Origin of the sequence: Nocardia sp. BMG51109 (assembly GCF_000526215.1) — a bacterium.
Classification (GTDB): domain Bacteria; phylum Actinomycetota; class Actinomycetes; order Mycobacteriales; family Mycobacteriaceae; genus Nocardia.
In genome coordinates this window covers 5,226,293-5,248,266 of the sequence record NZ_JAFQ01000004.1, presented here as the reverse complement: position 1 = coordinate 5,248,266, position 21,974 = coordinate 5,226,293, and the positions used below count along the sequence as shown (strand labels likewise).

Sequence of the window (21,974 nt, the reverse complement as noted above, 5' to 3'; positions counted from 1 at the left end):
CGAGTCATACTCGCACATCCTTGTGCGTTTTGTGCCCAACACGTGACTTATTAGTAATCTATACTGCACAAAACAGGCACGAAGTATTTTCTAACCCCTACTCTTGGGTGACCGGCCCGCCTGCTCGAGCGCCAGCCGCAGCGCATATTCGATCTGCGCGTTGACGCTGCGGAGGTCGTCGGCCGCCCACTTGGCGATCGCCTCGTGGACGGCCGGATCGAGCCGCAGCAGCACCCGCTTCGGCTCCCTCCCCGCCATTACGAGTACAGGGTTCCGGTGTTGACGACCGGCTGCGCCGAGCGGTCACCGCACAGCACCACCAGCAGATTGGACACCATCGAGGCCCGGCGCTCCTCGTCGAGTTCGACCATGCCCTCGGCGGTGAGCCGGTCCAGCGCCATGCCGACCATACCGACCGCACCCTCGACGATCCGGCTGCGGGCGGCGACCACCTGCGCGGCCTGCTGCCGGACCAGCATCGCCTGCGCGATCTCCGGCGCGTAGGCGAGGTGGGTGATCCGGGCCTCGAGGACGTCGACGCCGGCCAGCGCGGTCCGCTCGCTCAGCTCCGCCGTCAGCTCCTCGGCAACCTCCGCCCCGTTGCGCAGGCTGGTGCGGGCCGGGGCATCGCCGGGAGCATCGGGCCCGGAGGCGGCTCGCCCCGCGGGCGCCGTATCGGGCGCGGCGTCGTAGGGATGCACGGTGGCCAGATGCCGGACCGCGGCCTCGGACTGGGTCTGCACGTACTCCTCGTAGTCGTCGACCGCGAACGCCGACTTGAAGCTGTCCACCACGCGGTAGACGACCACCGCGGCGATCTGGATCGGATTGCCGTCGAAGTCGTTGACCTTCAGCGTCTGCGTCTCGAAGTTGCGCACCCGCAAGGAGATTCGACGCCGGTCGGTCAGCGGGACCAGGCAGAAGAAGCCCGGCTCGCTCACCGTGCCGATGTAGCGGCCGAAGAACTGCACCACCTTGGCCTCGTTCGGGCCGACGGTGGTCAGCCCCGTCAGCAGCACCAGCGCCGCCGCCGCGATCACGTACCCGATCACCGCCCCCGCCGCTGCCCCGGCGCCGCCGCCGTCGGACAGGGATTTCGTTGCGACGATCCCGCCGGCCAGCGCGGCACCGCCGACGACGACCAGCACCAGCAGCGCGAGAAATCCGTTCACCCGGAAGGCCCGGCGAAGCTCCATGACATCCTCCCAATATCGAAGTGATATCACGACGATAGTAGACAACGGAGCCGCGGTCCAGATCGAGCACCGCCCCCGAAACCCCCGGCACGGCGCGAAGACACCGGAGCGGTCCGGCCGGCCGGCTCACGCAGCCGAGCAGATCAGGCGAATCAGGCGGCCGGGTGGATGTTGCGGTTGTGGCGGAACAGGTTGGCGGGATCGTGTTGTGCCTTGAGCGCCGCCAGCCGCTCGTAGGTGCCGGGGTCGTATCCGGTGCGGGTCTGCTCCTCGCCGGCCCAGTCCCCCGCCCCGTACAGGAAATTGAGGTGGCGGCCGATCGTCCACGGGGACAAGGCCTTTCCGATGAGCTCGTGCCGGTCGCGCACCGCCGTGCCGTCGCCCTCGGGCATCGTGATGAACCGGGCGACGTACTCGGCCTCGCGGTGGTCCACCGCGACACCGGCCGGACCACGCCGGCGCAGCGCGCCGCCGAGATGCCGGAATCCGGCCACCACGGGCACCGTCGCGCCCGGTCCGGTCGTGTCCAGGAATGCCTGCGCCGCATCGGCGGGAAGTTCCGACAGCAGCGCGTTGCTCGCCGTATAGGCATGCGGGAAGTCCGGATCCCGGTGGATGCCATGGGTTTGCGCGTACGGCATGGACCGCAACTCGTCGTGCAGCCGGGGGCCGATCTCGCGCAGCGGGGCCACCAGGCGCTCGCCGTCCTCCGCCGATCCGGCATAGGCGACGGCGATCGTGGCGAGATAGCGGCCGCGCATCGGTTCCGGAATGGCGGGGACGTCGGGCATCGTCATGAGGGTGATCGCCGAGGTCAGCTCCTCCGGCAGGTCCTGGGTCCACAGCCGCCACCCCTCCAGCGCCGGCTCGACCAGCGGGGTGTCGAAGGTCAGTTGACCGCCGTAGACGGTCGCTATCGGGAGCAGTTCCAGTTCCAGCGCGGTGACGACACCGAGGTTGCCGCCGCTGCCGAGCACCGCGCCGAACAGCGGATCGCCCGGGACCAGGCGGCGCAGCCGGCCGTCGGCGGTGACCAGTTCGACCGCGCGGACGTGGTCGGCGGCATACCCGAAGGTCCGGGCGAGGATCCCGACGCCGCCGCCCAGGTGATAGCCGGCGACGCCGACCGACAGCGACGAGCCGTTCAGCGGGGCCAGCCCGTGCGGCACCGCCGCGTCGATCAGCGCGCCCGCCCGGATCCCGGCGCCCACCCGCGCCGTGCGGGTCCCGGGATCCACGCCGAGATCGGTCATGCGGCGGGTGCTGATCAGCACACCGCCGTCGGCGGCGACCGACAGGCCGTGCCCGGTGGAGTGCACGGCCACCGGAAGGTCGTGGCGCGCGGCGTATTCCACCGCCGCGCGGACGTCCTCGGCGTGCGCGGCGCCGACCACGAGGTCCGGGCGGTGGGTGTAGGCGGTCTGGAATCCGGCCACCTCGTCGTCGTAGCCGGCCGTGCCGGGACGGAAGACCGGTCCGGTGAAGGTGGGGAGAGCGGAACTCGTATTCGTCATGACATTCACGATTCCGCGACCGTATAGAGAAGTAAAACATATAGTTCTTCTCGAATCTAGAATTGTTAGTTATGGAATTACGGCAGTTGCGCTACCTGGTCACCGTCGTCGAGGAGGCCGGCTTCACGCGGGCGGCGGCCCGGCTGCACCTGGCCCAGCCGGGGCTGTCCGCCCAGATCCGGCAGCTGGAACGGGAACTGGGCCAGCAGTTGCTGAATCGTTCCGGGCGCACGGTGACCGCGACCGCGGCCGGTGCGGCCGTGCTCCCGCACGCGCGGGCCGCGCTCGCCGCCGCCGAACGGGTCCGGCACACCGCCGACGAGTTCACCGGGCTGTTGCGCGGGCATATCCGGCTCGGCACCGTCTCCGGCGTCGCCACCGGCGAATTCGACGTCGCCACGGTGCTGGCCGACTTCCACGACGACCACCCGCAGGTCGAGATCACCCTCACCGAAACGAATTCCGACCGGATGCTCGGCGATCTCGAGCGCGGCACGCTCGACATCGCGCTGGTCGGCCTCACCGGCGACCCGCTCGATCCCCGGATCGCCACCGATACGGTGCTCGACACCGGCATCGTCGCCGCGGTGGCCGCCGACCGGCCGGATCCGCCCGGGCCGATCGCCCTCGCCGAACTCCGCGACCGCCCGCTGATCTGCCTGACCCGCGGCACCGGCGTCCGGGGGCAGCTCGAACGATCCTGCGCCGCGGCGGGATTCGAGCCGTACGTCGCCTTCGAGGCGGCCGCTCCCCCGCTGCTGCTGCGCCTGGCCGCCCGCGGGCTGGGCACGGCGATCGTTCCCGCGCTCACTGCGGAGGAGGCGGCGGCCTTCGGCGTCCGCGCGGTCCCGATCGTCGAACCCGAGCTGCGCGGGCGGCTGGCCCTGGCGTGGCGCACCGACCGCCTCACCGCCCCCGCCGCGAAAGTCCTGCTGGGACAGCTGCGCATCGCACTGGCCCAGCAGAAGGGCGCCGCGCTCGGCGGCGTATCCCGAACATGATCGAATCCGCACCGCCGCCGAGCGGATGCGGTGAGGTAACCGTCACGAGACCCTGCACGCCGCGTCACACGCGGGAAATCAGCCCGAATCAGACTGGCAGGCGACCGTCCCCGTCGAGAGAACGATCCATGTCTTATCTGAAACCGTCCGAATTCACCACGAGCATGATCGATGCCGGTGAATCGAAGGTGTTCATGGCCACCCGCGACACGCTGATCCGCGCCTATATGGCCGGCGCCATCCTGGCCCTGGCCGCGGCCTTCGCGGTCACGATCACCGTGCAGACCGGTAACGCGCTGGTCGGCGCGCTGCTGTTCCCCGTCGGCTTCTGCCTGCTCTACCTGCTCGGATTCGACCTGCTGACCGGTGTTTTCACGCTCGTGCCGCTGGCGCTGATCGACCGCCGGCCCGGCGTCACCCTGCGCGGGGTGCTGCGCAACTGGGTGCTGGTCTTCCTCGGCAACTTCGCCGGCGCGCTGACCGTCGCGGTCATGATGGCCATCATCTTCACCTACGCGTTCACCACCGACCCGAGCGCGGTCGGCGAGCAGATCGGCCACATCGGCGAGAGCCGGACCGTCGGCTACGCCGACCACGGCGCCGCCGGGATGCTGACCCTGTTCATCCGGGGCGTGCTGTGTAACTGGATGGTGTCCACGGGCGTCGTCGCCGCGATGATGTCGACCTCGGTGTCCGGCAAGGTGATCGCGATGTGGATGCCGATCCTGGTGTTCTTCTACATGGGATTCGAGCATTCGATCGTCAACATGTTCCTGTTCCCGTCCGGACTCATGCTCGGCGGCGAGTTCACGCTGTGGGACTACTTCGCGTGGAACGAACTCCCCACGATCGCCGGAAACCTCGTCGGCGGAATCACCTTCGTCGGCCTGACGCTGTACGCCACCCACTACCGCACGGGTGCGTCCCGCCGGAAGGCCGCCGCCACACCGCGATCCGAGACGAACGGCGCCGCCGCCGAGGCCGACGGGGCACCGGCCGGCGACGCGCCGAGCCCGGCGGTCGCCGCCGCCGAATAGACCCGCGGGGATGGGGCCGCCCGGCGGCCGCACCGGCGTTCTCGAAGCCGGTGCGGCCGCCGGCGCTTGTGCCGCTACAGGATCCGCGACAGGAACGCCTTGGTGCGCTCGTGCTCCGGCTCGGCCAGCACCGCACGCGGATCGCCGGACTCCACGACCACCCCCTCGTCCATGAACACCAGCTGGTCGGCCACCTCGCGGGCGAAACCCATCTCGTGGGTCACCACGACCATGGTCATGCCGGAGGCGGCGAGCTCGCGCATGACCGCGAGCACCTCGCCGACCAGCTCCGGATCCAGCGCCGAGGTGGGCTCGTCGAACAGCATCAGCTTCGGATCCATCGCCAGCGCGCGGGCGATCGCGACGCGCTGCTGCTGCCCGCCCGACAGCTGCGCCGGGTAGGCATCGGCCTTCTCCGCCAGGCCGACTCGCTGCAGCAGTTCCTCGGCCCGGGTGACCGCATCCGCCTTGCGCAGCCGCTTCACCTGGGTGGGCGCCTCGATGATGTTCTCCAGCGCGGTGCGGTGCGGGAACAGGTTGAAATGCTGGAACACCATGCCGATATCGCGGCGCTGGCGGGCGGCCTCGCGCGGGTTGAGCTCGTAGAGCTTATCGCCCTTCTCGCGGTAGCCGACCAGATCGCCGTCGACGTACAGCCGCCCGGCATTGACCTGTTCCAGGTGGTTGATACAGCGCAGGAACGTCGACTTGCCCGAGCCGGACGGCCCGACCAGACACATCACCTCCCCGCGCGCGACCTCCAGCGAGATGCCCCGCAGCACCCGCAGCGCACCGAAGTTCTTCCAGACCCGCTCGGCCCGGATCATCGGCGGCGCATCGGCGCCGGGATCGCTTGCGGCAGCGGTCATTCCCGCCTCCGGCACGGTTGTCATATCCCCGCCTCCGGCACAGTATTCATTTCCCCGCCTCCGGCACAGTATTCACTTCCCCGCCTCCGGCAAAGTTGTCACTTCCCCACCCCCGACATGTGCGCGTCGGCCAGCGCCTGCAATTGTTTGGCGGTCAGCCGGCGGGTGGCGCCGCGGGAGAAGTACCGCTCCAGGTAGTGCTGCCCGATCATGAGGACGCTGGTGACGGCCAGATACCAGGTGGCGGCGACCAGCAGCAGCGGGATCGGTTGCAGGTTCACGGCATAGATGTCGCGGGAGCGGCCGTACAGGTCGATGGTCAGCGGGATCGCCGCCACCAGCGAGCTGGTCTTCAACATGCTGATCAGCTCGTTGCCGGTCGGCGGGATGATCACCCGCATCGCCTGCGGCAGGACGGTGCGGCGCATCGTCTGCCCCCACGACATGCCGAGCGCGAGCGATGCCTCGCGCTGCCCCTCACCGACGGAACTGATTCCGGCGCGCACGATTTCGGCCATGTACCCGGCCTCGTTCAGGCCCAGGCCGATCATCGCGAACAGGAACGGCGTCCGCCAGTCCTGGATGTTCAGGTGCATCAGCTGCGGCCCGAACGGCACGCCCAGGTCGATGACCTTGTACAGCGACGGGAACAACCCCCAGAACACCAGTTGCACATACACCGGCGTGCCGCGGAAGATCCACAGATACACCCAGGCCACCGACCGCAGCACCGGGTTCGGCGACAGGCGCATCACCGCCAGCGCCACGCCCAGTACCACGCCGATGGCCATGGCCAGCACGGTCAGCTCCAGCGTCACGAGAACGCCGGACTCGATCCGCGAATCGAACAGGTACTTCCAGTAGGTGTCCCACCGGTAGGCCGGGTTGGTGGCGGCGCCGTAGACGAACAGGGCCACCAGGACGAGGATGACCGCCGCGGCGACCCACCGGCCCGGATGCCGCAGCGGCACCGCCTTGATCGGCGCGGGTTCGGTGGCCGGATTCGCCGCGGCGCCACCGTTTTCCGGCGGGGCGGCACCGCCTTCCGGCTCGGACTCGGAGGCGCTCACGGCGTCACCTCGCTGACGCTCGCCGACACCGTGCGCGAGGCGCACTGTGTTGTCGGTTCGCTCGCAAGCTCGCTCACGGGTCTCAGCCCACCGCGCCGTTGATCGTGGCCTTGGTGATCGCGCCGTCCTGGACGCCCCAGCTCTCGGCGATCTTGCGGTAGTCACCCGCATCGATCAGGTGCTGCACCGCCTCCTGCAGCACCGGGCCCATCGGCCCGCCCTTCGGCACCGGCCAGCCGTAGGGCTGCGACTCGAACAGCGGCCCGGCCGATTCGATCTTGTCCTGGTTCTGCTTGATCGCGTAGGCCGTCACCGGGGAGTCGGCCGACATCGCATCCACCTGGCCGAGCACCAGGGCCGTCGACGCCGCGCTCTGTTCGTCGAAGGCCACGATCTCGATCTTCGGCTTACCGGCCGCCTCGCACGCCTTGCTCTTGCCCGGAACCTCCTCGGTCTCCTGAATGGTGGTGCGCTGCACCGCCACCCGCTTCCCGCAGGCGTTGTTCGGATCGACCGGCTTACCCGCCTGCTGTGCCCACTGGGTGCCGGCGCTGAAGTAGTTGACGAAATCGACGGTCTGCTCGCGCTCCTTGGTATCGGTCATCGAGGACATGCCCACGTCGTAGGTGCCGGCCTGGATCAGCGGGATGATCTTCTCGAAGTCCGACTCCTGGTACTCGGCCCGCACGCCGAGCACGGAGGCCACCGCGTCCATCAGGTCGACGTCGTAGCCGACGATCTCGCCGGAGGAATCCTTGTACTCGTTGGGCTGATACGGGACGTTCACCCCGACCACGAGCTTGCCGGACTGCTTCACCTTGTCGGGGAGTTTCGCGGCGATCGCGTCGACCTTGGCGACCTGGACCTTCTCCGCCGTGGGCGCATCGTCCTCGGTGTTGGTGGTGCAACCGGTCAGCGCCAGCGCGCCGCCGGCGAGGAGACAGACGGCCCGCAGGGCATATCCACGGACACCGGTTCGAACAGACACAGCAGTCCTCCATGTTCGGGCAGGTGACATCCGGAGGTCGCCCGCCGTTCGCAATCTAGGCGATTCGGACCGACTGTGCCGGTCGGTTACCGAAGGTTAATCCGCACCGAATACGAGGGAGGCGAAACACGCCGCGACGCCGCCAACGGTGTCCCCGCCGCCAACGGTGCCGCCGTGACCAGCGATGCGGTCGTCACCAGCGATGCAGTCGCGCCCGGACCTGCTCGGTGAATTCGCCGGTGGAGGCCAGTCCGCCCAGATCGGCCGTGGCGATGCCCGCGGCGAAGGTGGCCGCGATCGCCCGCTCGATCCGGTCGGCGGCCCGGGCCGGCGCCGGATCGTCGCGACGAGAACTCAACCACCGCAACAGCATCGCCGCCGACAGTTGCAGTGCCGCCGGATTGGCGCGGTTGTGCCCGGCCAGTGTGGGCGCCGCGCCGTGCACCGCCTGCGCCATCGCCTGGGTCTGCGAGCAGTTCAGCGACGCGGCCAGGCCCAGCGATCCGCTCAGTTCGCCGGCCAGATCGGAGAGGATGTCGCCGAACAGGTTCTCCGTCACCAGCACGTCGTACTCCCCCGGAGCGCGCACCAGGTGGGCCGCCGCGGCGTCGACGTGCTCGTCGTCGACCGCGACGCCCGGATGGTCGCGGGCCACCCGATAGCAGACGTCCCGGAACAGGCCCATGGTCAGCGGGAGCACATTCGCCTTGTGCACGATGGTCACCCGCTTGCGGCGGGTGGCGGCCAGCCGGCAGGCCACGTGCGCGATGCGCTCGCACGCGGCGCGGGTCACCACGCCGACCGTCAGGGCGACGTCGGGTGTCGGCGCAAACTCACCGGCCCCGGCGAACATGTTGCGGTCGGCATACAGCCCCTCGCCGTTCTCCCGCACGATCACCAGATCCATCTCCGGCGCGGCGGCCCGCACGCCGACGAACGCCCGAGCGGGACGGATATTGGCGTACAGCCCGAACCGCTTGCGGATCGTCCCGCCGGGCGGCGCCCCGGTGCGGTGCTCGGGGGCGTAGGAGGCGTTGTCGTGCGGGCCGAGAATCCACGCGTCGAGATCCGCCAGCGCGGCCAGGGTGTCCTCCGGCAGCGGATCGCCGGATTCGGCAATGGCCTTGTGCCCCATGGACAATCGCACCCACTCCGGCTCCGGCGCACCGGCCGCCGCCAGCGCCTCGTCGACCACGTCGCGGGTCGCGCCCACCACCTCGGGGCCGATGCCGTCGCCGTCGATCAGGCCCAGGCGCAACGGAAGTCGCCGATCGTTCCGCGCTTCGCTCACAGCACACATCCTCGGTCGTCGAGTTCGCCACCGGATCGGCGGGGCGCTCCGGCGGGTCCGGCCCCGTGCCGGCGGCCGCCGCCGGCACGGCGTATGTTGACCACGATCATGGTGCAATCGGTCGAACTGCTGCTGGACGACACGGCCGAGGCGGAGATCCGCCGGCAGTGGGTCCTGCTCGCCGACGCGGGCTTGCACAGCCCGGCCGCCGACCATCGCCCGCACATCACCGTCGCCGTGGCCCGCGAGATCCCGCCGCGGCTCGACCGGGCGCTCGCCGCCCGGGAGTTCCGGCCGCTGCCGATCCGGCTCGGCGGCCTGCTGGTGTTCGGGGCGCGCCACCCGATCCTGGTCCGGGCGGTGGTACCCACCGAGGCCCTGCTCGCCCTGCAGCGCCGGCTGTTCGCGGTGATCGCGCCGTGTCCCGGCGTGCCGGCCACCGTGCACCCGGACGCGTGGACCCCGCACGTCACGCTGGCGCGGCGGCTGCGGCCGCGGCAGCTCGGCGAGGCCGTGCATGCCGTGGCCGGTGATCGCGACATTCCCGCTACGGTGGTAAGTGTCCGTCGGTGGGACGGCGATCAGCGTCGTGCATGGCCGGTCGCAGGCGGAAGCGGAAGATAACCGACGTGTCCGGCGTTGCACGGGGCACCAGCGGCGGGAGCGACGGCCCCGGAGGGGCGCCGTTCGAACCGCGCCGGGCCCCGGGGCGACGCAATCGAACACGAGACGAGAGGACCCTATGCCCACCCAGACCCTGACCGCGCAGAACTTCGACGACGTAGTCACCGGAAACGACGTCGTTCTCGTCGATTTCTGGGCCGACTGGTGCGGACCGTGCAAGCAGTTCGCGCCGACCTATGAGAAGTCTGCGGAGAATCACCCGGAGGTCGTCCACGGCAAGGTCGACACCGAGGCCGAGCAGGGCCTCGCCGCGGCCGCCAACATCCGCTCCATCCCGACCATCATGGCGTTCCGGGAGGGTGTGCTGGTGTTCGCGCAGCCGGGCGCGCTGCGGCCGGATGCCCTCGAGGACCTGGTCAGCCAGGTGCAGGCCCTCGACATGGACGAGGTCCGCAAGCAGATCGCCGAGCAGCAGGAGCAGACGCAGGAGAGCTAGTCTCCCTCCGGCTCCCGAGGCGCCGCACCGCTTCCGATCATCGGAAGTGGTGCGGCGCTTCGCTTTTCGGGACCTCCCGGGCGATCAGCCGCCCAGTTTGTTGATTCCGGCGATCATGGCCCGCGCCGCGGACTCCGCGCCGTCGTCGGCGAGCGCGGCGCCCCAGCCGCGGCGACCGTTGAATTCGCACTGCACGAACGAGGCCGTGCCGGATTCGGTGCGCCGCTGGTGGAACTGCAGGATCTCGACCGGATAGCCCTCCTCGTAGAGGACCGACGTGAGCGCCGCCACCGGGCTACCGGCCGAGACGACGGTACGCAGATGGCCGGTGAACTCCAGCGTCGCGGTGTACTCCGAGCCGTGCCGGTGTCCGGCCCGGCTCCAGTCGCCGAGTTTCACCGGGCCGGTGTGCCCGCAGTAGCGGTCGTGGAATTCGGCGGGGGACAGTCCCGCGCATTCGGTCCGCAGGCTCTTGGGCGCGGCGGTGAGGAAATCGTGTGTGTCGATGGTGAGCATCATTGGACTAGGTCGTCTTCCCGAAGTCTTAGTCGTCGTGTCTTGGTAACAGTCGTGTCCTGGTGACAGTCGTGTCCGAGTGACAGGAGGGACCAGCGCAAAAAATCTGTACGGCCGCAGCGAGGAGGCCGGTCCGAATCAGACCCCGCTACGGCGAGTTACTACGAGAAGTCGCGCCGCGGCCACCATCGCGGTAAGCGGAAGGAGCGCGCGGGGATCGCGGTCGGCGATGTTCGGCGCGGCACAGCGGCTTGCGGCGGGATTCGGCACGGCACCGACAATATGGACTTTCACCTGCGATGGCAACCGCATTCACGGGGAACCGACGAGTAACTTCGTCACAATGGTCCGTGAACGGCGAACGAACACCGCATGGAGCGTTGGCAATCCGCGCAAATAGCACATCGGCACTGTTCAAAGCCATCGATCGAAACTCTGGCAAACTCATGGAAACCGGCCGCTCGGTGTGCCCGGCCGTGATTTCCAGGACACCGCCGACCGGTCCACCGTCCATCATGGCCGCCCGGCACCCGTCGGCACACCCGGTCGGCGCAAGGCCCTCCGCCACGCGCACGGCACTCGAGACCCTCCGCCACGCGCGGGGACTCCACGGGACTCCTCGATGCCCCACTACCGATGCCCACTACCGACCGAGTCGGCGCGCGGCGCGGCGCGCGTACTGCGCACGCGCGCGGTCGTGTGCGGCGCGGAGCAATTCGCGGATCGGCGCCGCGGTCCGGTCGCCCGGGTTGACCACCGCCAGCCACGCCGCCGCGCCGTAGACCGGATGAGCCATCAGGACGTCCTCGGCGCCGCGGTCGCCGTCGGCCGGGGTCGCGCGCGGGTCGTGGCCCACCCACCGGACGAAGGCGTCCTTTCCGGCCGCGATGTTCACGCGGAAGGCGCCGGGCCGGTCCAGCCGTGAGCCGCCGTCGCCGGGGTAGTCCTTCGTCACGATCGTCGCGAACGGCTGCGCCGCCGGGACCACTCCGTCGGGTGCGTAGTAGAAAAACGTGTCGCCCCAGGCGATTTCGGGCGAACCATCGCCCGGTCCCGGCCGCAGCACCAGGACGCCGCCGAGGGCGCGCACGAAGTCGATGATCTCGTCGATATTCATACCTTTCAGCGTTACATTCATGTGCTTATGGAGACTTTTTCGGCATCTGTCCGGGTAGCATCATGAAAAGTCGCAACTCGGGGGATCTGCGCACCGCCGACGTCGCGCGGCGGTCCGGGTACTCGGTGCAGCAGGTGCGCAATCTCGAGCGCGACGGCGTGCTGCCGCCGGCGCGGCGCACGCCCGCCGGATACCGGGTTTACGACGAGTCCCATGTGCGGTGTGCCCGCGCCTATCGCGCGCTGGCCGCGGGCACCGGCCCCGTCGAGGCCAAGGCGATCATGCGCGCGGCGCACACCGGGCCGGAGAGGGACCTGCTCGCCCGGCTCGATGCGGCACATGCGCGGCTCGACCGGGAACGCCGCGACCTCGCACTCGCCGGGGCGGCCGCCGAGGCGATCGCCGACGAGCCCCTCGCCGATGTGCGGCCCGCCGACGCGATGAGCATCTCCGAACTGGCGGGCGCACTGGGCGTCCGCACCTCGACACTGCGGCACTGGGATGCCGTCGGAGTGGTCGTGCCCGGACGGACCGACCGGCACGGAGCGCGCAGATACTCGCCGCAGGCCGTGCGGGACGCCCGGATCGTGCACCAACTGCGACTGGCGGGCTACCGCATCCCGCAGCTTCAGATGCTGATGCCGCAGCTCCGAGGCGCGGGTGGCCACGAGGACGTGTTCGCGAGCCTGGCCGCCCGGGTTGCCGGCATCGACGCGCGATCGCGGGCCGTGTTCGAAGGTTCCGCCGCACTCTACGCACTGCTCGCACCACCGGAACCCGAATAGCTCTCTCCGAGAGCGCCCACCGCACCGAGCACCGAGCGATCGGACGCCCAGCGGGCCTTTCACCCGGCCAACCGGACACCGCGCCGGACCGACGCCCGATGAGCCTTCCGTTCGGTCGGCCGCACGCCCCGTCGACCACCCATGCCGACAGCTCCTACGCCAGGCCGGCTCCGCGCGCGGCCGATGCTCCACCGTGCCCGATATCCCGACCGGCCCAGCCGAATATTCGGTCGGCGAGGACGCTCGGCCGACCGAACCGCTCAGTGGGCCGCGGCGTCCCAGCTGCGGCCGACTCCGACGGAGACCTCCAGCGGGACCGACAGGTCGATGGCCCTCGACATGTGGTCGCGGGCAAGCGATTCCAGCGCCTCCCGCTCCCCCGCCGCCACCTCGAAGACGAGTTCGTCGTGGATCTGCAGCAGCATGCGCGAACGCAGCCCGGCCTCGCGCACGGCGCTCTGCACGTTGATCATCGCGACCTTGATGATGTCGGCGGCCGTGCCCTGGATCGGGGCGTTCAGCGCCATCCGCTCGGCGGCCTCGCGGCGCTGGCGGTTGCTGGAATCGAGATCGGGCAGATAGCGGCGGCGGCCGAACAACGTCTCGGTGTAGCCGACCTTGCGCGCCTGGTCGACCGCGTCGTGCAGGTAGTCGCGGATGGCGCCGAAGCGGCTGAAGTAGACCTCCATCTGGGCCTTCGCCTCTTCGGCGCCGATCTTCAGCTGCTGCGACAGGCCGTAGGCCGACAGCCCGTACGCCAGGCCGTAGGACATCGCCTTGATACGGCGGCGCAGCTCGGGGGTGACCTCCGCGATCGGGATGTCGAACGCCTTCGAGGCGACGAAGCTGTGCAGGTCCTCGCCCGAGTTGAACGCCTCGATCAGGTTCGCGTCCTTGGACAGGTGCGCCATGATCCGCATCTCGATCTGGCTGTAGTCGGCCGTCATCAGCGACTCGTAGCCGGGGCCCACGACGAACGTGTCGCGGATGCGGCGGCCGGTGTCGGTGCGGATCGGAATGTTCTGCAGGTTCGGCTCGGTGGACGACAGCCGGCCGGTGGCGGCGATGGTCTGGTTGAAGGTGGTGTGGATGCGGCCGTCGTCGGCGACCGACTTGAGCAGGCCGTCCACCGTGACCTTCAGCCTGGTCGCATCGCGGTGCGCCAGCAGATGTTCCAGGAACGGGTGCTGGGTCTTCTCGAACAGCGACTCCAGCGCGTCGGCGTCGGTGGTGTAACCGGTCTTGGTGCGCTTGGTCTTCGGCATGTCGAGCTCGTCGAACAGCACCACCTGCAGCTGCTTCGGCGAGCCGAGGTTGATCTGCTTGCCGATCACCTCGTAGGCGGCGTCGGCGGCATCGGCGACGCGCTCGGCGAATTCCTTCTGCAGCTCCTGCAGATCGTCCACCGCGACCGCGATGCCCGCCTCCTCGAGCCGGGCCAGCACGCCGAGCAGCGGCAGTTCGATCTCGGTGAGCAGCCGGGTGGACTCGATGCCCTCGAGCTCGGCGTCGAAGGCGTCGGCGAGATCGAAAACCGCTCGGGCGCGCAGGATCTCGGCCTGTGCGAGTTCGGCGTCGACCTGGTTCTCGTCGTCGAGCAGCGACAGCTGGGTGTCCCCGGCCGACTCCACCCGCAGCTCCCGCGACAGGTAGCGCAGCGAGAGATCGTCGAGGTTGAAGGTGCGCTGGCCGGGGCGGACCAGGTAGGCCGCCAGCGCCGTATCGCTGGTGACGCCCGCCAGCTCCCAGCCGCGGGCGCGCAGGGCGTGCGTGGCGGACTTGGCCTCGTGCACCGCCTTGGGCGTCGCCGGGTCGGCCAGCCAGGCGCCCAGCGCCCGCTCGTCCTCCGGGGTCAGCCCGACGACATCGAAATAGCCGCCCTCGCCGTCGGCGGCCGAGATCGCGATCGCCTGCGCGTCGCTATCCACCGGCGTGCCCGTGCCGACGACCGAAATACCGTGCCGCACATCCGGTTTCGCATGCTCGGCCAGCCAGTCGGCCGCCGCGCCCGGGCCGACCGCCCCGCCGCTGATCTCGAAGCCGCCCTCGGCCTCCGGCTCCGGCGGCGCCAGCGTCTCGAACAGCCGGTCGCGCAGCACCCGGAACTCCAGATCGTCGAACAGGCGGTGGATCCGGTCGCGGTCCCACGGCTGCTGGGCCAGCTGCTCGGGGGTGTACGGCAGCGGGACGTCCCGGACCAGGTCGGTGAGCTGCCGGTTCAGCACGACGTTGGACAGGTTGGCGCGCAGCGCCTCGCCGACCTTGCCCTTCACCTGGTCGACCCGGTCGACCAGGGTGGCCAGATCGCCGTATTCGCGCACCCACTTGGCCGCCGTCTTCTCCCCCACGCCCGGAATGCCGGGCAGGTTGTCGCTCGGGTCGCCGCGCAGCGCCGCGAAATCCGGATACTGCGCGGGGGTGAGCCCGTACTTCTCCTCCACCGCCGCCGGGGTGAACCTCGTCAGCTCCGAGACGCCCTTCTTCGGATACAGCACGGTGACATCGGGATTCACCAATTGCAGGGAATCCCGGTCGCCCGTCACGATCAGGACCCGGAAGCCCTCCGGCACCGCCTGCGTCGCGAGCGTCGCGATGATGTCGTCGGCCTCGTAGCCCTCGAGCGCCATCACCGGGATGCCGAGCGCGCCCAGCACCTCCTGGGTGATCTCCACCTGGCCGCGGAACTCGTCGGGGGTGGTCAGGCGGTTGGCCTTGTACTCCGGGTACGCGTCGGCGCGGAAGGTCTGCCGACTGACGTCGAACGCGGCCGCCACATGCGTGGGCTTCTCGTCGCGCAGCAGGTTGATCAGCATCGCGGTGAATCCGTACACGGCGTTGGTGGTCTGCCCCGTGACGGTCTTGAAATTCTCCGCGGGTAGCGCGTAGAAGGCGCGGTAGGCCAGCGAATGCCCGTCCAGCAACAGCAGCGTGGGCCGCTCACCGGCGGAGTTCGGGGTCGCTGCGGGCACGCTGGGCTGGCGTTGATCGGTGGTCGCTGGAGTCACGGCACCGAGTCTATGTACCGGCACCGACAAGCGGACGAACCGGGGATGACGTGGGCCACATCGTCACCCCGGCGCGTCCGCTCGGTCGCCGCCGCGCACCGGCACGGACCTACGCCACACCCAGATACGCCGACTTCACCGCGGGATCGGTGAGCAGTTCGCGCCCGGCCCCGGTCTTGGTGACCTCGCCGGTCTCCAGGATGTAGGCGCGATCGCTGCGGGTGAGCGCCTGCTGGGCGTTCTGCTCGACCAGCAGCACGGTCGTGCCCTGCGCGTTGATCTCGCCGATGATCCGGAAGATCTGCTTGATCACCATCGGCGCCAGGCCCATCGACGGCTCGTCGAGCAGCAGCAGCTTCGGCCGCGCCATCAGCGCGCGGCCCATGGCCAGCATCTGCTGCTCACCGCCGGACAGCGTGCCGCCCACCTGCTTGCGCCGCTCGGCCAGCCGCGGGAACAGCTCCAGAACCCACTCCAGCGTCCGGGTGTATTCCGCGCGCTGCTTGAACGGCCGGGCGTGACAGCCCATATCGAGGTTCTCCTGCACCGTCATCCCGGGGAATACGCCCCGGCCCTCCGGCGCCTGGATCAGGCCGGTCACCACCCGCTCGTGCGCCTTCATCCGGGTGATGTCCTTGCCCTCGAACAGGATTCGCCCGCGGGTCAGCGGCAGCAGTCCCGACAGCGCGCGCATGGTGGTGGTCTTGCCGGCCCCGTTGGCGCCCAGCAGGGTGACCAGCTCACCCTGCGACACCTGCAGCGAAATCCCGTGCAGCGCTTGGATTCGGCCGTAGTTGACGACCATGTCCTCCACCACGAGCAGGCCCTCTCCGGCCGCGGCGGATGCCGGGGCGCCCGGCACGGCAGGCTGCGGCGGGGCGAATTCGCCGGACACCACGGGCAGCGTTTCCGTCGGGGCATCCCCCGACACCACCGGCAGCGTCTCGGTCGGGGCATCCGGACTCGCGAACTCCGGGCGTTCCCGGGACGAATCACGATCGCCCGCAACGGCCGCCGTGGCCTCCTCCACCTCGTCGTCGGGCACCCCGAGATACGCCGCGACCACCGCCGGATCGTCGCGGATGTCCTCCGGCAGCCCGTCGGCGATCTTGCGCCCGAACTCCAGCACCACGATGCGGTCGGTCACGCCCATCACCAGGCGCATGTCGTGCTCGATTAGCAGCACGGTGAACCCGTCGTCCCGGATCTTGCGGATCAGGTCCATCAGCGCGGACTTCTCGCTCGGATTGAATCCGGCCGCCGGCTCGTCCAGGCACAGCAGCTTCGGCTCGGTCGCCAGCGCCCGGGCGATCTCCAGGCGGCGCTGGTCGCCGTAGGAGAGGTTGCGCGCCTTCTCCACCGCCCGCGGCGCGATGCCGACGAACTCGAGCAGCGCCATGCCGCGCTCGATGGCGTCGCGTTCCTCGCGCCGGTGCCGCGGGGTGCGGAAGATGGCGCCGGGCACCGAGGTTCGATGCCGGGCGTCGGTGCCGACCACCACGTTCTCCAGCGCCGTCATCTCCTCGAACAACCGGATGTTCTGGAAGGTGCGGGCGATGCCGAGCCGGGTGATCTCGTTGCGCCTGGTCCGGGTCAGCGGCCGGCCGTCGAAGAACACCCGGCCCGCCGACGGCCGGTACACCCCGGTGATGGCGTTGAAGCAGGTGGTCTTGCCCGCGCCGTTGGGCCCGATGAGCCCGAGGATCTCGCCGCGGCGGATCTCGAAGCTCACCTCGTCGAGCGCGGTGAGGCCGCCGAAGCGCACCGTCAGCCCCTCGGTGCTCAGCAGCGGCGCCCCGATCTCGGTCTCGATCTCCCGGCTCGGCGCCACCACCTCGGCGACCGTCTGGGCGTCGGCCAGTTCCGGCAGCACGTCGCCGACGTCCACCGTGCCCGCACCGGGCGCCGCCTCCGGCGCCCTGGCGTAGCCGGCGGCCATATCCTCGTTGTCGAACAGCGCGCCGCCCGGCCCCGTCATCGTCCCGCTCCCGTCGTCTCGGCGGGCGCGGCCGCCGGTGCGGCGGGGCGTCGCACCGCCTGATAGACCTGCCGGCCGTAGGCGAGCAGTTTCTGCCGCACCGGGAACAGCCCCTGCGGACGGAAGATCATCACCACCACCAGCGTGATACCGAAGAACAGATATTTGTAGTCGCCCAGCGACTGCCCGCCGATATTCACCGACATGAACCTGTTGGGCAGGTAGACCACCAGGAACGCGCCGATGATCACGCCGAGCTTGTTGCCCTGCCCGCCGAGCACCACCGCGCACAGGAACAGCATCGAGTTGATGATGTTGAACCCGGTCGGATTGATGAACTGCACCTGTCCGGCGTACAGCGCGCCGGACAGCCCGCCGATGGCGGCGCCGATGGTGAACGCCCAGAGCTTGAACTTGAACGTCGGCACGCCCATCATCTCCGCGGCGTCCTCGTCCTCGCGGATCGCCACCCAGGACCGCCCGACCCGGCTGCGCTCCAGATTGCCGACCACCAGCAGCACGACGACCACCAGCGCCATGCCGATCCAGAACCACCATGTCCCGGAGTTGGCCCGGTCCAACGGATTCCACGAATCCGAATCGCCGAGGTTGCCGGAGGAGAAGAAGCCGCCCGGATGCTCGGCGGACTCGCCCACCCGCGGATAGGCGATCCCGGCGAGGCCGAGGCTGCCGTTGGTGATCTCGCCGAGATTGTCGGCCAGCAGCCGCACGATCTCACCGAAGCCGAGGGTGACGATGGCGAGGTAGTCGCCGCGCAGCCGCAGCGTCGGGGTGCCGAGGATCACGCCGGATATCGCGGTCAGCACGATGGCCAGCGGCACGCACGCCACCCATGCCCACTCGGAGTTCAGGAATCCGCCGTCGGTCTGGTTCCACGGGCTGTTCGGGCTGGTGAGCAGTCCGACCGAATAGGCGCCGACGGCATAGAAGCCGACATATCCCAGATCCAGCAGACCCGTCTGCCCGACAACGACATTCAGCCCGATCGCGATCAGCGCGTACATCGCGAACTGGGCCATCACGCCGCCGAAACTGGTGCCGGGGGTGTTCAGCAGCGGCGGCGGGAACAGCGGCAGCAGCGCCAGGACCAGCACCACGGGAATGCCGACGGCCCACTGCATCGGCCGCGACAGCCCGTCCCACCACGTCCGGATCGCGTCGCCCACACCATGTTTGGGCCGCGGCGCGGCGGTACTCGTACTCATGCGCGGGCCCTCCCCAGACTCTCACCGAGAATTCCGGTGGGCCGGACCATCAGCACCGCGACCAGCAGCACGAACGCGACCACGTCGCGCCATTCGGTGCCGAACAGGATCTGGCCGTAGTTCTCCGCCAGACCCAGCAGCAGCCCGCCCAGCAGCGCGCCGCGCAGATTGCCGATGCCGCCGAGCACCGCGGCGCTGAACGCCTTGATGCCCAGGATGAATCCGCCCGAATAGATGATGCCGTTGGGGATCTTGAGCGTGTAGAGCAGCGCGGCGGCGCCGGCGAGCAGGCCGCCGATGAGGAAGGTCAGCATGATGACCCGTTCCCGCGAGACTCCCATCAGCGTCGCGGTATCCGGGTCCTGCGCCACCGCACGGATGCCGCGGCCGAATTTCGTCCGGTTGATGACCAGTTCGGTGGCGACCGCCAGCACCACCGCGGAGGCGACGATCACCAGCGCCACGTTGGTCACCGTGGCGTCGAAGAGGTTGAACTGGTCGGTGGGCCGGACCAGGATGATCGGCTGCTGGGCATTCGTGCCGCCGAGATCCGGGGCGATCTTCGGCAGCACGTAGTGCACGAACTCCTGCAGCACGAACGACATGCCGATGGCGGTGATCAGGAAGATCAGCCGCTTGGCCCCGCGCCGGCGCAACGGCCGGTAGGCCACCCGTTCCAATCCGACCGCGGCGCCGCCGGAGACGAGCATGCCGATCACCATCGCCGCGCCGAGATATATCACGGTCAGCGCCGTGCCCTGCGAATAGATATCGCCGCTGGCGCCGAACCCGAGCACCATCAAACCCACCAGCTGGCCGAACATGCCCAGCATGAAGATTTCCGAATGCGCGAAATTGATCAGCAGCAGAACCCCGAAGACCAGGGTGTACCCGACCGCGACCAGCGCGTAGATCGAACCGTAGGTCAAGCCGTCCACCGTGAGCCGCCAGAACTGGTCGACGACACCGGAGACATTGAACTGTATGGACCCGCCGGCAGACAGGGTCTCGAGTGATGAACTCATCGCTACTCTCGCCGTGAGGAAAACAGCGTGCGCCGGCGGGTCGCCCTCATGCTCGACCCCTCGGATGCCGGCGCACGCTGTTTCGAACCGATACCGCCGCTACTTGACCTGGTACATCCAGATCAGCGCGTTCGACAATTCACCGGTCTGATCCCATTTGTAGTGCCGGGCCAGGCCCTCACCGTCGTAGCTGCGCGCGTACTCGACCAGGTCCGGGCGCGAGACCTTCCCCGCGGCGATGCCCTTCAGCACGATGGTGGTCAGGTCGTAGCCCTCGGTCGAATAGGTGCCGGGGTCGAATCCGTTCAGCGCCTTGTAATCGGTGGTGAACTTGTCGGGGGCCGGGCCGCAGGGGCACGAGAGCAGGGCGTCCTTCGACGCGTTACCGGCCTGCTTGACGAATTCGTCGTCCTTGGCGCCGTCGTCGGAGATGAACGTCGCGGTCACCCCGCCCGAGCGCAGCTGCTGCACGAACGGCGCGGCCTCGGCGTAGTACCCGGCGTAGAAGATGGCGTCGGGCTGTGCCGACGACAGCGTCGACACGGCGGCCGAGAAGTCCTTGTCGCCCTGTTTGACGTTCACCGCGCAGCTCGGGTCGGCCGTGGCGCCCAACGTCTCCGTCAGCGACTTCGCCAGGCCGACACCGTAGTCGGTGTTGTCCTGCACGACGCAGATCTTCTTGTATTTCCCGGTGCCGGCCAGATACTTCGCCACGGCCGGGCCCTGGATGCCGTCGTTGCCGAGACCGCGGAAGAAAGTCCGCCAGCCGTTCTTGGTGAGGCTTTCGTTGGTGGCCGACGGCGTCAGCGACAGCAGGCCGGCGTCACTGATCTGCTGCCCGGTCGCCTTCGTCTCGCCGGAGAACGTCGGGCCGATCAGCGCCGAGATCGACTGGTCCTCGATGATCTTCGGGACGACCTGGCTGGCCTTCTGCGGATCGCCCTCGGTGTCGAACTCCTTGACCTGCACCTGGCAGCCGGGATTGGCCTTGTTGTGCTGCTCCAGCGCCAGCTTCACGCCGCGCGTGATGTTCAGGCCGAGATTGGCGTTCGGCCCCGTCAGCGGGCCGGCCATCGCGATCGATGTGGGCGAGCACTTCGCGCTGCCGTCACCGGCCGGGTCGGCCGCCGCGGAGGTATCGGCCGCCGGCACGTCGTTGCCGTCCTTGTCGACCTGCACCAGCGGCGTGATCGTCATGCCACCGCCGGTGCCGGTGCCGCCACCGGAGTCGCTTTCCGTCGACTTGCTGCTACACCCAGCAGCCGCGAGCACGGCCGCGGCACCGATCACCAGCGCGCCGCGGGCCACACGGCTGCGGGTGGTGCTCCGCGTCATTGAACCAAGCACGATCCACCTCTATGTCCTGCTGTACCCCCGGGTTGCCGAGGAAGGCCGACCACGTCGACCCGGCTCAGAACATAGCGGTGCCAGGTTAGCTCCGCATCACAATCGAGTCATTTGCGTGACTTGGTCCCCGATTGTTCACACGTTTGCGTTGCGGAGGCGTTAATTTCTCGCAATCCGGTGTGCGGGGCGTACTTCCGTACGCCGTATCCGTATTCGGAGCTACGACTTCGGGGTCAGGTTCTCCAGCACCACCTCGGCTACCGCCTTCATCGTGGTGCGGCGGTCCATCGCGGTGCGCTGAATCCACTTGAACGCCTGCGGTTCGGTCAGGCCCTGGGTCTGCATCAGCACGCCCTTGGCCCGCTCCACCAGCTTGCGTGTTTCCAACCGGTCGGCGAGGCTCGCGACCTCGTCCTCCAACGCGGTGATCTCGTGAAAACGACTGGCCGCCAGCTCGATGGCGGGCACCAGATCGGACTTGGTGAACGGCTTCACCAGGTAGGCCATCGCACCCGCGTCGCGGGCCCGCTCCACCAGGTCACGCTGGCTGAAGGCCGTCAGAATCACCACCGGCGCAACGCGTTTCGTGGCGATCTCCGCCGCCGCGTCGATGCCGTCCCGACGCGGCATCTTCACGTCCATGATCACCAGATCCGGGTGCAACTCCTCGGCCAGGTCGACGGCCTGCTGGCCGTCGCCCGCCTCACCCACCACTTGATAACCCTCTTCCGAGAGCATCTCCGCCAGGTCCATCCGGATCAGGGCCTCGTCTTCGGCCACCACCACCCGCTTGGCGGCGGTCGCCGCATCCTTCTTCGCGCCCGAGCCCCCTGCTGTCGTTCCCATAGATAGACCCCTCGTGATTCCGATGCCAAATACTCGCCGCGCG

At 69.2% G+C, this 21,974-nt stretch carries 20 protein-coding genes and 1 pseudogene; 5 read left to right on the top strand and 16 right to left on the bottom strand.

From position 1 onward, the window contains the following. Positions 1-90 precede the first annotated feature (90 nt). The 3 genes from D892_RS47925 to D892_RS0125180 all read right to left on the bottom strand — a co-directional run bounded on the left by D892_RS47925 (position 91) and on the right by D892_RS0125180 (position 2,710). Entirely contained in the window at positions 91-258 is a 168-nt protein-coding gene (locus tag D892_RS47925; RefSeq protein WP_198036985.1) for a hypothetical protein, read from the bottom strand. Next, the gene (locus D892_RS0125185; protein WP_024803892.1) at positions 258-1,196 is read right to left on the bottom strand and encodes an SPFH domain-containing protein; all 939 of its coding nucleotides are present in this window, start codon (positions 1,194-1,196) and stop codon (positions 258-260) included. Before D892_RS0125185 ends, D892_RS47925 begins: the two co-directional genes overlap by 1 nt. 152 nt (positions 1,197-1,348) lie before the next feature. Further along, positions 1,349-2,710 carry an FAD-binding oxidoreductase gene (locus D892_RS0125180; protein ID WP_024803891.1) on the bottom strand — a complete coding sequence of 454 codons (1,362 nt, stop codon included), beginning with the start codon at positions 2,708-2,710 and terminating at the stop codon, positions 1,349-1,351. 71 nt (positions 2,711-2,781) lie between these two features. Here D892_RS0125180 and D892_RS0125175 point away from each other — a divergent pair, with 71 nt between their 5' ends. Next, positions 2,782-3,711 (top strand): LysR family transcriptional regulator, encoded by a 930-nt coding sequence (locus tag D892_RS0125175; RefSeq protein WP_024803890.1) that lies wholly within the window; start codon positions 2,782-2,784, stop codon positions 3,709-3,711. Positions 3,712-3,839: 128 nt separating this feature from the next. Continuing rightward, the gene (locus D892_RS0125170) at positions 3,840-4,748 is read left to right on the top strand and encodes a formate/nitrite transporter family protein (protein ID WP_024803889.1); all 909 of its coding nucleotides are present in this window, start codon (positions 3,840-3,842) and stop codon (positions 4,746-4,748) included. A 74-nt stretch (positions 4,749-4,822) separates the two neighbouring features. Here D892_RS0125170 and D892_RS0125165 read toward each other — a convergent pair whose 3' ends face one another. From D892_RS0125165 to D892_RS0125150, 4 genes are all read right to left on the bottom strand, one after another. After that, positions 4,823-5,575: an amino acid ABC transporter ATP-binding protein gene (locus tag D892_RS0125165; protein WP_036569802.1), complete on the bottom strand. Its 753-nt coding sequence runs from the start codon at positions 5,573-5,575 to the stop codon at positions 4,823-4,825. Between the two features lie 140 nt (positions 5,576-5,715). After that, the gene (locus D892_RS0125160; RefSeq protein ID WP_051499880.1) at positions 5,716-6,597 is read right to left on the bottom strand and encodes an amino acid ABC transporter permease; all 882 of its coding nucleotides are present in this window, start codon (positions 6,595-6,597) and stop codon (positions 5,716-5,718) included. A gap of 172 nt (positions 6,598-6,769) precedes the next feature. Then, a complete protein-coding gene (locus D892_RS0125155; protein ID WP_051499166.1) occupies positions 6,770-7,705 on the bottom strand; it encodes an ABC transporter substrate-binding protein in 936 nt (311 codons plus the stop codon). A 163-nt stretch (positions 7,706-7,868) separates the two neighbouring features. Beyond that, positions 7,869-8,966, bottom strand: a complete 1,098-nt coding sequence (locus D892_RS0125150) for an isocitrate/isopropylmalate dehydrogenase family protein (protein ID WP_024803885.1) — start codon at positions 8,964-8,966, stop codon at positions 7,869-7,871. A gap of 108 nt (positions 8,967-9,074) precedes the next feature. Between D892_RS0125150 and D892_RS0125145 the strand changes: the two genes are divergently transcribed. After that, a complete protein-coding gene (locus tag D892_RS0125145; RefSeq protein ID WP_024803884.1) occupies positions 9,075-9,590 on the top strand; it encodes a 2'-5' RNA ligase family protein in 516 nt (171 codons plus the stop codon). Positions 9,591-9,708: 118 nt separating this feature from the next. Then, positions 9,709-10,086: a thioredoxin gene (gene trxA, locus D892_RS0125140; protein WP_024803883.1), complete on the top strand. Its 378-nt coding sequence runs from the start codon at positions 9,709-9,711 to the stop codon at positions 10,084-10,086. Between the two features lie 84 nt (positions 10,087-10,170). Here the strand turns inward: trxA and D892_RS0125135 are convergent, their stop codons facing one another. Together D892_RS0125135 and D892_RS0125130 are read right to left on the bottom strand one after the other, a co-directional pair. Next, positions 10,171-10,605, bottom strand: coding sequence for an alpha-isopropylmalate synthase regulatory domain-containing protein (locus D892_RS0125135; RefSeq protein WP_024803882.1), 435 nt, complete (start codon positions 10,603-10,605; stop codon positions 10,171-10,173). 640 nt (positions 10,606-11,245) lie between these two features. Further along, on the bottom strand, positions 11,246-11,719 hold the full coding sequence (locus D892_RS0125130; RefSeq protein ID WP_024803881.1) for a DUF6194 family protein: 474 nt from the start codon (positions 11,717-11,719) through the stop codon (positions 11,246-11,248). Positions 11,720-11,781: 62 nt separating this feature from the next. Between D892_RS0125130 and D892_RS0125125 the strand changes: the two genes are divergently transcribed. Further along, positions 11,782-12,504: a MerR family transcriptional regulator gene (locus tag D892_RS0125125; RefSeq protein WP_024803880.1), complete on the top strand. Its 723-nt coding sequence runs from the start codon at positions 11,782-11,784 to the stop codon at positions 12,502-12,504. 260 nt (positions 12,505-12,764) lie between these two features. Here D892_RS0125125 and polA read toward each other — a convergent pair whose 3' ends face one another. The 7 genes and pseudogenes from polA to D892_RS0125095 all read right to left on the bottom strand — a co-directional run bounded on the left by polA (position 12,765) and on the right by D892_RS0125095 (position 21,931). Continuing rightward, positions 12,765-15,509, bottom strand: coding sequence for a DNA polymerase I (gene polA / locus D892_RS0125120; RefSeq protein ID WP_024803879.1), 2,745 nt, complete (start codon positions 15,507-15,509; stop codon positions 12,765-12,767). A gap of 109 nt (positions 15,510-15,618) precedes the next feature. Next, positions 15,619-16,314, bottom strand: a complete 696-nt coding sequence (locus tag D892_RS48765; protein ID WP_232236383.1) for an ABC transporter ATP-binding protein — start codon at positions 16,312-16,314, stop codon at positions 15,619-15,621. Positions 16,315-16,536: 222 nt separating this feature from the next. Further along, positions 16,537-17,487: pseudogene (locus tag D892_RS48760) on the bottom strand (ABC transporter ATP-binding protein); the annotation flags it as partial. After that, positions 17,484-18,713 carry a branched-chain amino acid ABC transporter permease gene (locus D892_RS0125110; protein ID WP_024803877.1) on the bottom strand — a complete coding sequence of 410 codons (1,230 nt, stop codon included), beginning with the start codon at positions 18,711-18,713 and terminating at the stop codon, positions 17,484-17,486. The gene D892_RS0125110 and the pseudogene D892_RS48760, both read right to left, overlap by 4 nt. Continuing rightward, positions 18,710-19,738, bottom strand: coding sequence for a branched-chain amino acid ABC transporter permease (locus D892_RS0125105; protein WP_024803876.1), 1,029 nt, complete (start codon positions 19,736-19,738; stop codon positions 18,710-18,712). The genes D892_RS0125110 and D892_RS0125105 overlap by 4 nt, the downstream gene beginning before the upstream one ends. 99 nt (positions 19,739-19,837) lie before the next feature. Next, the gene (locus D892_RS0125100) at positions 19,838-21,073 is read right to left on the bottom strand and encodes a branched-chain amino acid ABC transporter substrate-binding protein (protein ID WP_051499164.1); all 1,236 of its coding nucleotides are present in this window, start codon (positions 21,071-21,073) and stop codon (positions 19,838-19,840) included. 231 nt (positions 21,074-21,304) lie between these two features. Next, positions 21,305-21,931 carry an ANTAR domain-containing response regulator gene (locus tag D892_RS0125095; RefSeq protein ID WP_024803874.1) on the bottom strand — a complete coding sequence of 209 codons (627 nt, stop codon included), beginning with the start codon at positions 21,929-21,931 and terminating at the stop codon, positions 21,305-21,307. Positions 21,932-21,974: the final 43 nt, after the last annotated feature.

Coding starts and splice junctions, on each gene's coding strand:
- D892_RS0125165 (WP_036569802.1), bottom strand. CDS start 5,575: ATGATCCGGGCCGAGCGGGTCTGGAAGAACTTCGGTGCGCTGCGGGTG.
- D892_RS0125170 (WP_024803889.1), top strand. CDS start 3,840: ATGTCTTATCTGAAACCGTCCGAATTCACCACGAGCATGATCGATGCC.
- D892_RS0125145 (WP_024803884.1), top strand. CDS start 9,075: ATGGTGCAATCGGTCGAACTGCTGCTGGACGACACGGCCGAGGCGGAG.
- D892_RS0125125 (WP_024803880.1), top strand. CDS start 11,782: ATGAAAAGTCGCAACTCGGGGGATCTGCGCACCGCCGACGTCGCGCGG.
- D892_RS0125095 (WP_024803874.1), bottom strand. CDS start 21,931: ATGGGAACGACAGCAGGGGGCTCGGGCGCGAAGAAGGATGCGGCGACC.
- D892_RS0125100 (WP_051499164.1), bottom strand. CDS start 21,073: ATGACGCGGAGCACCACCCGCAGCCGTGTGGCCCGCGGCGCGCTGGTG.
- D892_RS0125175 (WP_024803890.1), top strand. CDS start 2,782: ATGGAATTACGGCAGTTGCGCTACCTGGTCACCGTCGTCGAGGAGGCC.
- D892_RS0125130 (WP_024803881.1), bottom strand. CDS start 11,719: ATGAATATCGACGAGATCATCGACTTCGTGCGCGCCCTCGGCGGCGTC.
- D892_RS0125185 (WP_024803892.1), bottom strand. CDS start 1,196: ATGGAGCTTCGCCGGGCCTTCCGGGTGAACGGATTTCTCGCGCTGCTG.
- D892_RS47925 (WP_198036985.1), bottom strand. CDS start 258: ATGGCGGGGAGGGAGCCGAAGCGGGTGCTGCTGCGGCTCGATCCGGCC.
- D892_RS0125110 (WP_024803877.1), bottom strand. CDS start 18,713: ATGAGTACGAGTACCGCCGCGCCGCGGCCCAAACATGGTGTGGGCGAC.
- D892_RS0125155 (WP_051499166.1), bottom strand. CDS start 7,705: ATGTCACCTGCCCGAACATGGAGGACTGCTGTGTCTGTTCGAACCGGT.
- D892_RS48765 (WP_232236383.1), bottom strand. CDS start 16,314: ATGGTCGTCAACTACGGCCGAATCCAAGCGCTGCACGGGATTTCGCTG.
- D892_RS0125105 (WP_024803876.1), bottom strand. CDS start 19,738: ATGAGTTCATCACTCGAGACCCTGTCTGCCGGCGGGTCCATACAGTTC.
- D892_RS0125180 (WP_024803891.1), bottom strand. CDS start 2,710: ATGACGAATACGAGTTCCGCTCTCCCCACCTTCACCGGACCGGTCTTC.
- trxA (WP_024803883.1), top strand. CDS start 9,709: ATGCCCACCCAGACCCTGACCGCGCAGAACTTCGACGACGTAGTCACC.
- D892_RS0125135 (WP_024803882.1), bottom strand. CDS start 10,605: ATGATGCTCACCATCGACACACACGATTTCCTCACCGCCGCGCCCAAG.